The sequence below is a fragment of the Frankia sp. Mgl5 genome (genome assembly GCF_023242985.1).
GTDB classification, from domain to species: Bacteria; Actinomycetota; Actinomycetes; order Frankiales; family Frankiaceae; genus Parafrankia; species Parafrankia soli.
Genome location: NZ_JALKFY010000680.1, coordinates 1 through 13,238, shown reverse-complemented (window position 1 = coordinate 13,238; position 13,238 = coordinate 1). Strand labels below are relative to the sequence as shown.

General features: G+C 73.8%; 11 protein-coding genes. 2 read left to right on the top strand and 9 right to left on the bottom strand.

Annotation, left to right across the window (positions count from 1 at the left end; translation table 11 throughout):
• Window positions 1-102: 102 nt before the first annotated feature.
• The 5 genes from MXD62_RS24090 to MXD62_RS24070 are packed head-to-tail and all read right to left on the bottom strand — an operon-like array spanning window position 103 to window position 5,682.
• Window positions 103-996 carry an SMP-30/gluconolactonase/LRE family protein gene (locus MXD62_RS24090; RefSeq protein WP_248831730.1) on the bottom strand — a complete coding sequence of 298 codons (894 nt, stop codon included), beginning with the start codon at window positions 994-996 and terminating at the stop codon, window positions 103-105.
• A gap of 3 nt (window positions 997-999) precedes the next feature.
• The gene (locus tag MXD62_RS24085) at window positions 1,000-2,442 is read right to left on the bottom strand and encodes an aldehyde dehydrogenase (NADP(+)) (RefSeq protein ID WP_248831729.1); all 1,443 of its coding nucleotides are present in this window, start codon (window positions 2,440-2,442) and stop codon (window positions 1,000-1,002) included.
• 23 nt (window positions 2,443-2,465) lie between these two features.
• The gene (locus tag MXD62_RS24080) at window positions 2,466-3,509 is read right to left on the bottom strand and encodes an alcohol dehydrogenase catalytic domain-containing protein (protein ID WP_248831728.1); all 1,044 of its coding nucleotides are present in this window, start codon (window positions 3,507-3,509) and stop codon (window positions 2,466-2,468) included.
• 2 nt (window positions 3,510-3,511) lie between these two features.
• The gene (locus tag MXD62_RS24075) at window positions 3,512-4,675 is read right to left on the bottom strand and encodes a mandelate racemase/muconate lactonizing enzyme family protein (RefSeq protein WP_071065083.1); all 1,164 of its coding nucleotides are present in this window, start codon (window positions 4,673-4,675) and stop codon (window positions 3,512-3,514) included.
• Window positions 4,672-5,682: a U32 family peptidase gene (locus MXD62_RS24070; RefSeq protein ID WP_248831727.1), complete on the bottom strand. Its 1,011-nt coding sequence runs from the start codon at window positions 5,680-5,682 to the stop codon at window positions 4,672-4,674. The genes MXD62_RS24075 and MXD62_RS24070 overlap by 4 nt, the downstream gene beginning before the upstream one ends.
• A 451-nt stretch (window positions 5,683-6,133) precedes the next feature.
• On the opposite strand from MXD62_RS24070, the gene MXD62_RS24065 reads away from it, so the two are divergent.
• The gene (locus tag MXD62_RS24065; RefSeq protein WP_368862442.1) at window positions 6,134-7,144 is read left to right on the top strand and encodes a LacI family DNA-binding transcriptional regulator; all 1,011 of its coding nucleotides are present in this window, start codon (window positions 6,134-6,136) and stop codon (window positions 7,142-7,144) included.
• Between the two features lie 9 nt (window positions 7,145-7,153).
• On the opposite strand, the gene galK is transcribed toward MXD62_RS24065, so the two are convergent.
• From galK to MXD62_RS24045, 4 genes are all read right to left on the bottom strand, one after another.
• Window positions 7,154-8,419, bottom strand: a complete 1,266-nt coding sequence (galK, locus tag MXD62_RS24060) for a galactokinase (RefSeq protein ID WP_248831725.1) — start codon at window positions 8,417-8,419, stop codon at window positions 7,154-7,156.
• Window positions 8,416-9,549: a UDP-glucose--hexose-1-phosphate uridylyltransferase gene (locus tag MXD62_RS24055; protein WP_248831724.1), complete on the bottom strand. Its 1,134-nt coding sequence runs from the start codon at window positions 9,547-9,549 to the stop codon at window positions 8,416-8,418. Before MXD62_RS24055 ends, galK begins: the two co-directional genes overlap by 4 nt.
• Before the next feature lie 125 nt (window positions 9,550-9,674).
• Entirely contained in the window at window positions 9,675-10,346 is a 672-nt protein-coding gene (locus MXD62_RS24050) for a response regulator transcription factor (protein ID WP_248831723.1), read from the bottom strand.
• On the bottom strand, window positions 10,343-11,746 hold the full coding sequence (locus MXD62_RS24045; RefSeq protein ID WP_248831722.1) for a sensor histidine kinase: 1,404 nt from the start codon (window positions 11,744-11,746) through the stop codon (window positions 10,343-10,345). The genes MXD62_RS24050 and MXD62_RS24045 overlap by 4 nt, the downstream gene beginning before the upstream one ends.
• Before the next feature lie 549 nt (window positions 11,747-12,295).
• On the opposite strand from MXD62_RS24045, the gene MXD62_RS24040 reads away from it, so the two are divergent.
• Window positions 12,296-13,238, top strand: a 943-nt coding sequence (locus tag MXD62_RS24040; RefSeq protein ID WP_248831721.1) for an FHA domain-containing protein, incomplete at its 3' end; no start/stop codon positions are given.

The following is a 13,238-nucleotide window of genomic DNA, read 5'->3' as shown; positions in this document are numbered from 1 at the left end:
GTCAGACTAACAGCCCGTTGCACGGAGATTGATCAGCTGCGATGTGCCGTGCCCTGATCGAGTGTTCCGCGGGACACCGGAGCGGAAGCGAGTCACGCGGATCTAGCCCGTGAACGGTTGCACCGGCTGGCCGCGAACTCCCGGGGCGAGGGCGAACACAGCACCCGCCGCCGGGTACAGGGTGAGATCGGTGCCGACCTGGGAGGTGGTGATGTAGAGCGTGTCGAGGCGGTCGCCGCCGAAGGTGCAGGCCGTCACCCGGGGCACGGGCAGCGGGACGATCCCGTCGAGCCGGCCGGTGGGTGAGTAGCGGTGGACCGCGCCGCCGCCCCACAGCGCCACCCACAGGTAGCCGTCGGCGTCGACGGTGAGCCCGTCAGGCACACCCGCGTCGGCAGGGACGGTGACCAGGGTCCGACGGTTGCTCAGCCCCCGTTCCGAGTCGTAGTCGAAGACGTCCACCCGTGACGTCGGCGAGTCGACGTAGTACGCCCTCGCCCCGTCGGGGCTCCAGGCCAGCCCGTTGGAGACGGTGACGCCGGTCAGCACGACGCTGACGGTGCCGTCGGGTGCGAGCCGGTAGAGCGAGCCCGCGCCGGCCGTCTCGGCGTAGGCCATGGATCCGCAGTAGAAGCGGCCGTCGGGGTCACAGCCGCCGTCGTTCATCCGGACACCGGCGTCGGCGTCCCACAGGTCCCCGAGGCACCGGCGGACTCCGCCGGTGAGGCCGGAGAGGTCTTCGGGGCCGACGGGGTCGATGAGCGCGAAGCCGCGTTCCAGTGCGAGCACCGTCCCGCCACCGGCTCGTGGCCGCAGCGCCGCGGCCACGGCGCCGACATGGTCGCGGCGGACGGCGCCGCTCGTGGTGTCGACGGCGAGGACGTCACCGGCCAGCAGGTCGACGCAGCGCAGGCCACCCCAGTCGGGGCTCCAGACCGGGCCCTCGCCGTGGAAGGCCACCGGGTCGGTGATCTGCTCGGGGCGGTCGGTGGCCACCGGTCAGACGCCGCGGCCGCGCTGGGGGATCCCCCAGGGATTGTCATCACGCAGGGGCTCGGGCAGCAGGCGCTCGGGCAGCGACTGGTACGTGACGGGCCGCAGGAACCGGGAGATCGACGTCGTCCCGACCGAGGTGTGCAGGGACGTCGTCGCCGGGTACGGGCCGCCGTGGGTCATGGCCGGGCTGACCGACACGCCGGTCGGCCACCCGTTCCACAGCACCCGCCCGGCCCGTTCCCGCAGCTCGGCGAGCAGGTCCGCGGCGAGGACGTCGTCGGTGTCCTCGCCGTGCACGGTGGCGGTGAGCTGCCCGCCGAGGGCGCGGGCCACCGCGAGCAGGTCGGCCGGATCGTCGTAGGCGACGAGCAGCGACGTCGGGCCGAAGCACTCGACCGCCAGCGCGCCCGGGTCGCGCAGCCAGTCGGCGGCGCTGATGGCCAGCAGAGTCGGCGTCACGCCGGTCGTCGTCCCGGCGCCGGCGGCCAGCACCCGAACCGCGGGATGGCCCGTGAGCCCGCCGAGGGTGTCCCGGTAGCCGGCCGCGATCCGCTCCCCCAGCATCGGGGTGGCCGGCCGCGCGGACACCAGCCGGACGAGGTCCGCTTCGGCTGATCCGGCCGGGGCGAACAGGAGGCCGGGCTTGGTGCAGAACTGGCCGGTGCCCAGCGTGTAGGACTCGACGTAGCCGGCCCAGATCTCCGGCCCGCGCCGGGCGGCGGCGGCCTCGGTCACGAAGACCGGGTTGACGCTGCCCATCTCGGCGTAGAACGGGATCGGCTCGTCGCGGGCGGCGGCGAGGTTGAAAAGGAGCCGGCCGGCGTGCTCCGAGCCGGTGAAGGCACCGGCCCGCACACGCGGGTCGACGAGAGCGGCCCGTGCCTGCTCGTCACCTTCGATCAGGGCCAGTGTCCCCGCGGGCGCACCGGCGGCGGCCAGCGCGTCCGTGACGACGGCGGCGGTGAGACGGGACAGCTCCGGATGGCCGGGGTGGGCCTTGAGCAGCACCGGACAGCCCGCGGCGAGCGCGGCGGCGGTGTCCCCGCCGGCGACGCTGAACGCGAAGGGAAAGTTCGAGGCGGCGAAGACGAGCACCGGCCCGACCGGGATCAGCATCCGGCGTAGGTCGGGACGCGGCCCGGTGGGCCAGGCCGGGTCGGGCGGGTCGATCGTCGCCTCGAGGTACCGGCCGTCGTCGAGGAGCCCGGCGAACAGGCGGAGCTGGAACGTGGTGCGGACCAGCTCGCCGCGCAGGCGCGGTTCGGGCAGCCGTGTCTCACGCATCGCGACCGGGACCAGGGTCTCGGCCGCGGCGTCGAGGGCGTCGGCCACCGCGCGCAGCATCGACGCGCGCGCGGCCGGCGCGAGCGCGCCGAACGGCCGGGCCGCCGCCGCCGCGGCGGCGAGCAGCGCTTCGGTGTCGGTCGTGACGGTGTGCACGGCCATCCTTCCGTTGACGAGGCGGGGTGTCACGAGGCGGTGCCGCTGCGGGACGTGGGATGCAGCAGGATCTTCACGGTGGTGCCGGCGGCGTCGTCGAGGAGCCGGAACGCCTCGCCGACGTCGTCGAGGGGCAGCTCGTGCGTGACCAGCGCCGCCGGGTCGAGCTGGCCGGCGGCGAACGCGCGTACCGCGTGGGTCCAGGCCCGCGACGGCGCGCCGAACACGGTGTGCACGGTGAGCTGGGGAAGCACGAGGTCGAGGGCACGCAGCGGGTGGTCGCCGTCCGCGGCGAGACCGGCGAGCACCACCCGCCCGCCACGGCGGGCGAGCCCGCAGGCCAGCGCCGCGCTGCCGGGCGCGCCGGCGGCCTCGACCACCACGTCGAACCGCCGCGACCACCGGCCGGCGGCGGCCTCGTCCGGTGACAGCAGCGTCGCGGCGCCGCACCGTGCGGCGAGCTCGGCGCGGCCCGCGCGGGGGTCCACGGCGACCAGCTCGGCTGGGCCGCCCGCCGCCAGCAGCTGCGTGGCCAGCAGGCCGAGCGTGCCCGCGCCGACCACGGCGACCCGCTCCCCGGGAACGGCACCGGCCTGCAGGCAGGCTGCCGCGGCGCAGGCGGCCGGCTCCAGGCCGGCGGCCGCGCGCAGGTCGGCGCCGGGCGGCAGGACGTGCAGGAGATGGCTCGGCACGACCAGGTGGTCGGACCACGCGCCGGGGCAGGTGAAGCCGGTCTCCTCGTAGGGGGCGGTGCACAGGTTGGTGTCGCCGCGCCGGCAGGCGGCGCAGACCCGGCAGGAGCGGAAGCCCTCGGCCACCACCGGCCGGCCCACGAGGCCCGGGTCCCCCGCCGGGCCGACCGCCGCCACCGTCCCGGACCACTCGTGCCCCGGGACGACCGGGTACCGCACGAATCCGGTGGGCCGGGTGCCACGCAGCACCTCGCGGTCGGAGCCGCAGATACCCGCCCGGGCCACCCGGACCAGCACCTCACCCGGCCCGGGAGCGACCGGTTCGGCTGGGCGGATCTCCAGCCGGCCCGGCGCGTCGATCCACACCGCGCGACCGGTCACGGTCAGCCGCGCCCGGGCGGGCGGGAGCCGCGCAGCTCCCAGCCGTCGGCGTAGAGGTCGAAGTGGGCGCCGCGGGACGGGTGGGCGGCCACGACGTCGACGTCCAGCTCGACGCCGAGGCCGGGGGCGGTCGGCAGGGCGAAGTAGCCGTCGACGACCGGCGGCAGGCCCGGGGCCGCGAGCTTGACCTCCTCGTCGGCGAAGTCGTTGAAGTGTTCCTGGATCATGAAGTTGGGGGTGCAGGCGGCCAGGTGCAGGTTGGCGGCGGTGAGAACCGCGCCGCCGACGTTGTGCGGGGCGACCAGCGTGAAGTGGGTCTCCGCGGTCGCGGCGAGCTTGCGGGTCTCGCTGATGCCGCCGAGATGGCCGATGTCGGGCTGGATGATGTCGGCCGCGCCGAGGTCGAACAGCTCCCGGAACTCGGTGCGGTCGTGGATGCGCTCCCCGGTCGCCACCGGGGCGTCGATCCCGGCGGCGGCCTTGGCCAGCGCCCGCAGGTTCTCCGGTGGCACTGGCTCCTCCACCCAGCCGGGCTCGAACTCGGCCAGCGAGGCGGCGATCCGGATCGCCTCGTGTGGGGCGAACCGCCCGTGCATCTCGACGAGGATCTCCACGTCCGGCCCGACCGCGTCGCGCACCGCCTCGACCAGGGAGATCGAGTGACGACGTTCGGCCCGGTCCAGCTCCCACCGGCCGGCCCCGAACGGGTCGAGCTTGAGCGCCCGGTAGCCCCGGTCCACCACCGCCCGCGCCGCCGCGTGGAACTCCTCGGGCGTGCGCTCGACGGTGTACCAGCCGTTGGCGTACGCCTTGATCCTGTCTCGGACCTTGCCACCCAGCAGCCGCCACACCGGCTGCCCCAGGGCCTTGCCCACGATGTCCCAGCAGGCCATCTCGACGCAGGCGATACCGGACATGACGATCTCGCCGGCGCGCCCGTAGTCGCCGCGCTTCATCCGGTCGACCAGCGACTCGATGTCGAACGGATCGGAGCCGAGCACATGGTTGCGGGTCGCCTCGGCCAGGTAGCCCAGCAGCGCCTGGGTGTGGCCGAGCATCCGGGTCTCCCCCACGCCGACCAGGCCGTCGTCCGTGAAGACCTGGACGTAGGTCAGATCCCGCCACGGGGTTCCGTACACGTGCGTCCGCACGTCGGCGATCTTCATGACAGTGCCCCCGGTGCTCCCTCGACAGCGGCGACCGGCGGAGTCGCCGGTGGGGCCGGCGAGGCCGGTGCGTCGCCGGGTGGCGCCGGGACGGCCAGCCCGGCCGGCCGCCGTCCTGACCCGACGGCGTCCGGGTAGTAGCGGCGCAGCAGCTCCAGGCCGATCTCGGCCCGCCGGACCCGTTCCCGCCCGAGGGCCACGGCGGTGGCGGTCAGGTGGGTGCCGCTGGGATAGATGTTCGGCGCGTTGCGCAGCCCGAACTTCAGGTAGACCGGCGCGGCGACCCGGACGATCTCGGCGATCTCGAAGTGGCGCACGAAGCCACCGAGGTCGTCGGGCGCCTCGACGTAGAGGTCGATGGGGATGTCCACGGCCGCCCGGACCGCCGCGAGCTGGGCCAGCGACAAGTCGGTCGGCACGTTGTAGGTGTCGGCGCCGAGCTGCTCGACCAGCCGGATCGACGCGGGGTTGGCGCAGCCCATCTGCACGCTCACCTTGAAGATCAGCTCCGGCGGCAGCTCACCGGCCGTCCGCATCCGGCCCGCGACCGACAGCACCCCGATGTCGGTGACCAGGACGCTGCGGATCCCGGCCTCGGTGGCCCGCCGGATGTCCTCCAGCACGTGCACGAGCTGTTCGGTCCCCCGCGCCTGCGTGGCCAGGCCGGCACCGCCGGGGGCCAGGGCGGCGGCCCCGGTGTCCCAGCCGGCGAGCGGCCGGGCGAACAGGCTGACCTCGACGTCCGCCGCCGCGCCGGCGGCCGCCATCGCCGCCAGCTCCCCGGCGGTCAGCAGCAGCCCGCCGCTGCCCTGCGAGACCCGGTGGACCGGGACGCCCCGGCGGTCCGCCTCGGCAAGCACCGCCGCCAGCGCCTCCGGCCCTTCCACACTCGGGATCTCCACCCGGTACTGGGCGCCGTCCGGGAACCGCTTCCCGCTGGACGGCAGGTCGGAGGGATCGGCGCCCGGCAGCCCGAGCGAGCGGAGGAAATCACGCGTCTGTCGCACCCGCGCCTCCCGTTCCTGTTCATGGCTTCTGATGCATGGCCAGGGCGGCCGGCGGGGCGGAGGTGATCCGGTGCCGGCGCGCGGCCGTCCGTGCGTGACAACGGCCGCGAGGACAAATGTTAGCGCTAACATTTCGTCGGTCAAGCCCGGCGGCGCGACGCGTCCAGCCCGGCGCCCAACGGCCAGCAGGTGCAGGCCGGCTATAACGGAACGGGCGGACCGGTCGCGGCGCGGCCGACGAGAACGCCATCCGCCTGGTGACGCGATACGAAGAGCGGCACGTCAAGAGCGACGAAGGTGGACCGAATTGGACGGAGCGGACCGGGGCGGCGAGCCAGCGCCGCAGGTGGTCCCCGGCGCGTCCGAGCCAGGCGAGCCAGGCGGACAGGGCGAGCAGGGCGGACAGGGCGAGCTGGCCGGGCCGGGTGAGGTGGGTGAGGTGGGGAGCACGATGCCCGCGTCCGGTCGGCCGCCGGCCCTGACCGACGTGGCCCGCCTCGTCGGCGTCTCCCACCAGACCGTGTCCCGCGTCGTCAACAACCACCCGGGTGTCCGGCCACGGACCCGGGAGCGGGTCCTGGCCGGCCTGCGCGAGCTCGGCTACCGGCCGAACCCGGCCGCCCGGGCGCTCGCCACCGGCCGCTCCCGGACCCTCGGGGTCCTGGCCCTGGCCGGCACGCTCTACGGGCCGACATCCACGCTGTACGCCGTCGAACAGGCGGCGCGGGCGGCCGACTACCAGGTCACGGTGGTCAGCCTGCACTCCCTCGATCCGGACGCGGTCCGGCAGGCCCTCGGGCGTCTGCTCGCCGGTGGCATCGACGGGGTCGTGGCGATCGCGCCGCTTCTCGACGCTACCGACGCGCTGAGCGCGGTCGCGACCCGCCTGCCGCTCGTCGCCGTCGAAGGGCGCCCCGACGGGGAGATCGCCACCGTCTCGGTGGACCAGGAGCACGGCGCCCGGACCGCCACCGAGCACCTGCTCGCCGCCGGCCACCCGACCGTCCGGCACGTGGCCGGACCGTCCGACTGGTACGAGGGCGCCGGACGGATCGCCGGCTGGCGCGCCGCGCTCGAGGCGGCCGGCGCGGCCGTCCACCCGCCGCTGGCCGGTGACTGGACCGCCCGCGCCGGCTTCGCCGCCGGCCGCCGGCTCGCCCACGAACCCGACCTGACCGCCGTCTTCGTCGCCAACGACCAGATGGCCCTCGGCGTCCTGCGCGCCCTGCGCGAAGGCGGCCGCCGGGTACCCGAGGACGTCAGCGTCGTCGGGTTCGACGACATCCCCGAAGCCGCGTACTTCTCACCGCCGCTGACCACGCTCCGGCAGGACTTCACCGAGGTCGGCCGTCAGAGCCTGCGCTCGCTCCTGGAGCAGGTCGAGACCGGCGCGACCGGCCGGGCTCACGTCGTCATCCCGCCGGAGCTGGTCCTGCGCCGCAGCACGGCACCGCCACCCTGACGTTCGCCATCAGCGCGGGTCCACCAGCGAGGTGCCGCCGACCGGCACACACAGGTGGATCACGGCATCCCTCCCGGTCCTCCGGCGGTAGGGACCGACCACCGCTCGGGCGAAGCCGGCCGCCGAGTCCGCGTCGACCAGGGCGATGACGCAGCCGGCGAAACCGCCGCCGGTCATCCGCGCGCCGTGGCAGCCGGGGGTGTTCCGGCAGACCTCGACCGCGGCGTCCAGCTCAGGACCGCTCACCTCGAAGTCGTCCCGGATCGATCGGTGGCCGTCGAGGAGCACGGCGCCGGCCCGTGGCAGGTCCGCGCGGCGCAGCGCGTCGGCGAGCTCCCGTACCCGCGTGTTCTCGGTGACGATGTGACGCGCCCGGCGCAAAGCCACCGGGTCGAGCCGGCGGGCCGCGTCGGCGGGCAACCGGTCGCCGAGGTCGCGCAGGCTCGCGACACCCAGCCCGGCCGCCGCCCGCTCACATTCGGCCCGGCGCTGGGCGTAGGCGCTGGTGACCAGCTCCCGGCGGGTGCCGGTGTCCACGACCGCGACGACGACCGAATCCGGGACGGCGACCGCGGTCACCGTCAGATCACGAAAGTCGATCTCCAGAGCGTGGCCGGCCGTCGCCGCGGCGCAGGCGATCTGGTCGAGCAGACCGGTGGCGGCGCCCACCCAGCCGTTCTCGGCCCGCTGGGCGAGCCGGGCCGCCCCGATCGGATCCCAGCCGGTGTCCCACACCACCGCGCAGGCCCGTGCCACGGCGAGCTCCAACGCGGCCGACGACGACAGCCCGGCGCCGAGCGGCAGGTCACTGGCCAGCGTCCCGTACCAGCCTCGTGACGCGGCGGCTCCGGCGATTGACGCCGCCATTACGACGACGCCCTCGACGTACCCGGCCCATCCGGACTGCGCGGCCCCGGCCCGGCCGGGCGACCCGGGCTCAGGTGGCGGAGGAGGCGGCAGGCCGATCCGGGCCGGTGCCGCGCGATGCTCGGAAAGCACCTCGACAAACCCGTGGCCCGAAGTCGCACGCGGGGACGGGGAGAACGCGAGGCACAGCTCGAGGTCGATCGCCACCGGCAGGCAGAGCCCGCCGTTGTAGTCGGTGTGCTCGCCGATCAGATTCACCCGGCCAGGCGAGCGGACCAGGTAGGCCGGCCGGGCACCGTGGCACCGGACGAAGGCCGCGACAGCCCGCTCCGCCGCGCCCGGGGTGCCCGGGGCGGGGGTTGCGCCGACGCCCCCGGCCGTCGCGGAAACCTCACCACGCTGGCTCATCGGACCCGGTCCGGTCCGGCGGCCGGGACGTGTGCCCGCAGCATCGCCGCTGCCTGCTCCGGGGTGATGTCGCGCTGCGCGCCGGCCAGCATCTCGTAGCCGACCAGGAACTTGCGGACGGTCGGCGAACGCAGCAACGGCGGGTAGAAGTGGGCGTGCAGCTGCCAGTGCCCGGCCCCGGCCGGCGCGGCCACGGTGGCACCGGCCGGCCCCGGCGCGCCGTGCCAGCCCATCGAGTAGGGGAACGGCACGCCGAACAGCGCGTCATAGGCTGTCAGCAGGGTCCGCAGCATCCCGACCAGGCTCACCCGAAGGGGTCCGTCCAGCTCGGGGAGGCTGGCAACCGGGCGCACGGGCACCAGCATCGTCTCGAACGGCCACACGGCCCAGTAGGGCACGACCGCGAGCCACTCGCCGTTGTCCGCCACCACCCGCTCCCCGGCGGCGCGCTCGATTCCTGCATAGTCGACCAGCAGCCGGCGACCGTGCCTACTCAGGTAGTCACGCTGGCGGACGTCCTCCGCGGCCGGCTCGTCCGGCAGCGAGGCGCTCGCCCACACCTGGCCGTGCGGATGCGGACTGGAGGCACCCATCGCGGCCCCCCGGTTCTCGAAGATCTGCACCCACCGCCACACCCGGCCCAGCTCGGCGGCCTGGCCGATCCAGAGGTCGACAACGGCCGCCAGCTCCCCGTCGCCCATCGCCGCGAGGTGCCGGTCGTGCCGCGGCCCGAAGCACAGCACCCGGCAGACACCGGCCTCGGGCTCCGCGCGCAGCAACTCCTCGGCGCCTCCGGCCCGGCCGGGCGGGATTCCTGGCCCGGCCCGCACCTCCAGGCGCTCGTCAGGCAAGAGGGGTCGCAGCGCCGGGAAGTCGTTGGCGAACACGTACGGCCCGGCATAGTCGGGATTTCGGATCCGGTCGAGGCCGGCGGCCGCCCTGAGGTTGCCGGGACACAGCCCGCACTCCGGGTCGTGCCGCGCCACCGCGGCCGGGCTGACCGCCTGGCTCTCACCCGACCACGGCCGCCGGTCCCGACCAGCCGACACCAGAACCCACCGCCCCCGCAGCGGATCGAAACGGCGGTGGGGAGTGGACGGGACGCCACTCCCCCGGGCTGTTCCACTCATCGAGGTCCACTCATCGAGGTCGAATGTTAGCGCTAACATCCCGATGGTCAAGGATGCCCGCCATCCGTTCACGGGAACAGAGGCCACCCGGCCACCCGAGCTCACCGGCCCCGAACCGGCACGGGTCACTTCCTGCTGGGGGCCTCGGCGAGCCCGGTCTGGTAGGCGATCACGACGAGCTGGGCGCGGTCGCGGGCCGCCACCTTGGTCATCGCGCGGTTCGCGTGCGTCTTGACGGTCAGCGGCGACAGGTACAGCTGTTCGGCGATCTCGTCGTTCGTCAGCCCGTAGGCGATCAGCCTGACGATCTCGTTCTCCCGCTTGGTGAGCAGATCCAGCCCCGCGGTGACCGCGGGTGCCGGTGTGGCCGGCTGCCGCAGGTACTGCTCGATGAGGTGACGGGTCGCCTGCGGGGACAGGAGCGCGTCGCCGCGGGCGACGACCCGGATCGCGGCGACCAGCTCGTCGGGTTCCACCCCTTTGCCGAGGAAGCCGCTGGCCCCGACCCGCAGGGCCTCGAAGACGTGCTCGTCGAGCTCGAAGGTGGTCAGGACGAGCACCTTCACCTCGTTGAGCGTCGGGTCGCCGGTCAGTTCGCGGGTGGCGGACAGGCCATCGACGCCTGGCATCCTGATGTCCATCAGGATGACGTCGGGACGGGTCTCCCGCGCCAGCCGCACCGCCTCGGCGCCGTCGGCAGCTTCGGCGACCACGGTGATGTCGGCGGCGGCCTCGACGAGGACACGGAAACCGGCGCGGATGAGCGCCTGGTCGTCGGCCAACAGGACACGGATCACTGGGGTGTCACCTTCACAAGTGCGGTGCGGGGGGTGGCGGTAGCCGTCTGCAGCGTGGCACTCCCCCGTCTGCCATTGAATGTGGAGGCTGCCGGGGCCGGTGGGGGCGCCTCCGGGACCGGCAGCGTCGCGGTGACCACGAAGCCACCCTCGCCGTCGGAACCGGCCTGCATGTGGCCGCCGACCGCGGCGGCCCGCTCGCGCATGCCGAGCAGGCCGTGCCCGCCGCGGCCGCGCTGCGCCGCCGGGTCCCGCGTAGGGCCGGTGGCGGGCTGTTTCCGGGTGGGGCCGGTGCCGGGGAACCTGCGGCCAGGACCGGTGCCGGGCGACTGGCCGGTACCGCCGGATGCGGGAGGAGACATACCCGCGGTGTTGTGGATGCGAAGGCGCAACTCGCCGGAACCATAGCCGACCGCGACCGAGGTCCGGGCGCCCCGGGAGTGCTTGTGAGCGTTCGTCAGTGACTCCTGCACGATCCGGTAGGCGGCCAGGTCGGTGAGCGCCGGCAGCTCGCGGGACTGCCCGGTCACGTCGAGTGCGACGGACATCCCGCCCGCCGTGAAGCCGGACAGCAGCGTGGGGAGTTGGGACAGACCCGCGGGCGGCTGGGTCGACACCGGCTCGGAGGTGTCCCGCAGCGCGTAGAGCAACAGTTTCAGCTCGTCCAGGACGGTGGCGCTGGCGCGGCGGATGTGGCCGAGCGCCTCGTCGGCGCCGGCCGGCTGCACGTAGAGCATGTGGGAGGCGACGGCCGCCTGCACCTTGACAAGAGTGATGTGGTGGGCGACCACGTCATGCAGCTCCCGGGCGATGCGTAACCGTTCCTCGGCGACCTGCCGCCGGGCCTCCTCCTCACGGCTCTGCTCCGCCCGCCGTGCCCGGTCCTCGACCGCGGCGATGTAGGCACGCCGGCTGCGGACCGCGTCCCCGGTGGCGGTCGCGGAGACAACCCAGGTGGACAGACCCAGGACCACAGCCACAACCCCCTGCTTCTGCAGCAGCGCCGGCGGGATCAGAACGATCATGGAGGCGAGAGCCGAGATCCACGCCGCCTCGCGGGACCGGTAGACCGCCAGGCTGTACAGGGCGACCCCGGTGGCGAAGGTGAGCGGTGGGCTGTCGTCGGGCGTCAGGTTGAGGACGAACACGAGCACGGTGCAACCGAGGACGACACCGAGGACCGCACCCGGCCATGATCGGCGCACCACCAGGGCGGCACAACCGATCATGCTCATGACCAGGCTGGGCCCGGTCGGCCTGATGTGGCTGGGAGCGCTCTGCGCGGCCAGCCACAGCCCCAGGGCCAGAACCACGACAGCGAGCAGGCCGTCGGCCAGCCAGGGGTACCGCCGAGCCGTACGCCGGCACACATTCCAGAACTGCGCGATCTTTGGTGCCACCGCAACCACGGTACCCAGCGGATGCCGATTGTCGACCTGCGGCGATGGTAGTTCCTCGTCTACTGCGTCCGTAGTAGACGAGGCGACGCCGATCGGTCGCGGACGGCATCCGCCGACGGATCGGCGACACGGCGTGTCGATTCCGACCGGACAACGCGCCGGGGAACATCCGCCAGATCGGGAGGTGAGTACTTTCGCCGCTCCTGCGGAGTGGCGATCGCCGATGCGGTGAACAGGGAGTTGTGGATCGGACGGGCACTTACGTGACAGTCCTCGGCCTTCGGCGGACCGGTAAAGCAGCTGGCTACTACCGGCGCGGTAGTCAGAAATGACTTCCCCTGGCCGATGGAAAGACCTGACCGACGGTGCACAGTGGTCCGAATCCCAGGTGCAGCCCAAGACCGGAGGTCTGAGTGACAACAGCCGGGCGGTCAGCTCTCACAAGGCGGTGCGATGCCGGGGACCTTCCACGGTGACCACGCAAACCGGAAACATCCAGTGGACGATCAACGTCCAGCGCGGCGACGCGCTCCCCCGTCCGGTCCGCCAGTGGACCTGAGCACGCTGAGCGTGGTCAGCCCGGCGGGCCGGACCACGCTGGCAGGCAACGCGTCGTACCTGGTCGGCCGGGCGCGCGGCGCCGACATCGTGGTCGGCGACGGGAGGGTCTCCCGGCACCACCTCGTGCTCGAACCGGTCGCTGACGGCTGGCACGTGCGGGACATCAGCGCGAACGGTCTGTGGCAGGACGGGCGCCGGATCAGAGGCACCACCCTGCGTCTGGGTGAGGTGCGGCTCAGGCTCGGTGCCGTCGACGGTCCGGAGGTGGTCCTTTCTCCGTGGCAGGTCGAGCCTCCGTGGCAGGTCGAGCCTCCGCGGCCGAGCGAGGCGGTTACCGGCGCGACGGCAACCCGGCCGGCGGCCGGCGCCGTGGCACATGCCTGCCGCCGACGGCACCCGCTGCGTCCCGGGACGCTGCGCCTGGGCCGCTCCCACCACAACGACATCTCCGTCGCCGATCTGCTCGCCTCACGCCGTCACGCCGAGCTGCTGGTCGACGCCGACGCGGTGGAGGTCATCGATCTCGGTTCGGCCAACGGGACGTTCGTCAACGGCCAGCGGGTCGAGCGCGCTCCGGTCGGACAGCGCGATGTCATCGCGATCGGGCACCATCTCTACCAGCTCGAGGACGACGCCCTCGTCGAGTACGTCGACTCCGGCGATGTGGCGCTCGAGGCACAGGATCTGTCCGTGTGGGCCGGCGCCAAGCAGCTGATGCACGACCTGACCTTCCGGCTGCCCGGCCGGTCGCTGCTCGGTGTGGTCGGTCCCAGCGGGGCGGGCAAGTCGACCCTGCTCAACGCGCTGACCGGCTTCCGCCCCGCCGACACCGGCTCCGTCCTGTACAACGGGCTGGATCTCTACGCCGAGTACGACGAGCTGCGCCGGCGCATCGGCTACGTCCCGCAGGCCGATCCGCTGCACGCCCAGC

Bases quoted from the DNA above. Each gene is read 5' to 3' on its own strand.
- MXD62_RS24085 (WP_248831729.1), bottom strand. From the start codon at position 2,442: ATGGCCGTGCACACCGTCACGACCGACACCGAAGCGCTGCTCGCCGCC.
- MXD62_RS24075 (WP_071065083.1), bottom strand. From the start codon at position 4,675: ATGAAGATCGCCGACGTGCGGACGCACGTGTACGGAACCCCGTGGCGG.
- MXD62_RS24065 (WP_368862442.1), top strand. From the start codon at position 6,134: ATGCCCGCGTCCGGTCGGCCGCCGGCCCTGACCGACGTGGCCCGCCTC.
- galK (WP_248831725.1), bottom strand. From the start codon at position 8,419: ATGAGCCAGCGTGGTGAGGTTTCCGCGACGGCCGGGGGCGTCGGCGCA.
- MXD62_RS24055 (WP_248831724.1), bottom strand. From the start codon at position 9,549: ATGAGTGGAACAGCCCGGGGGAGTGGCGTCCCGTCCACTCCCCACCGC.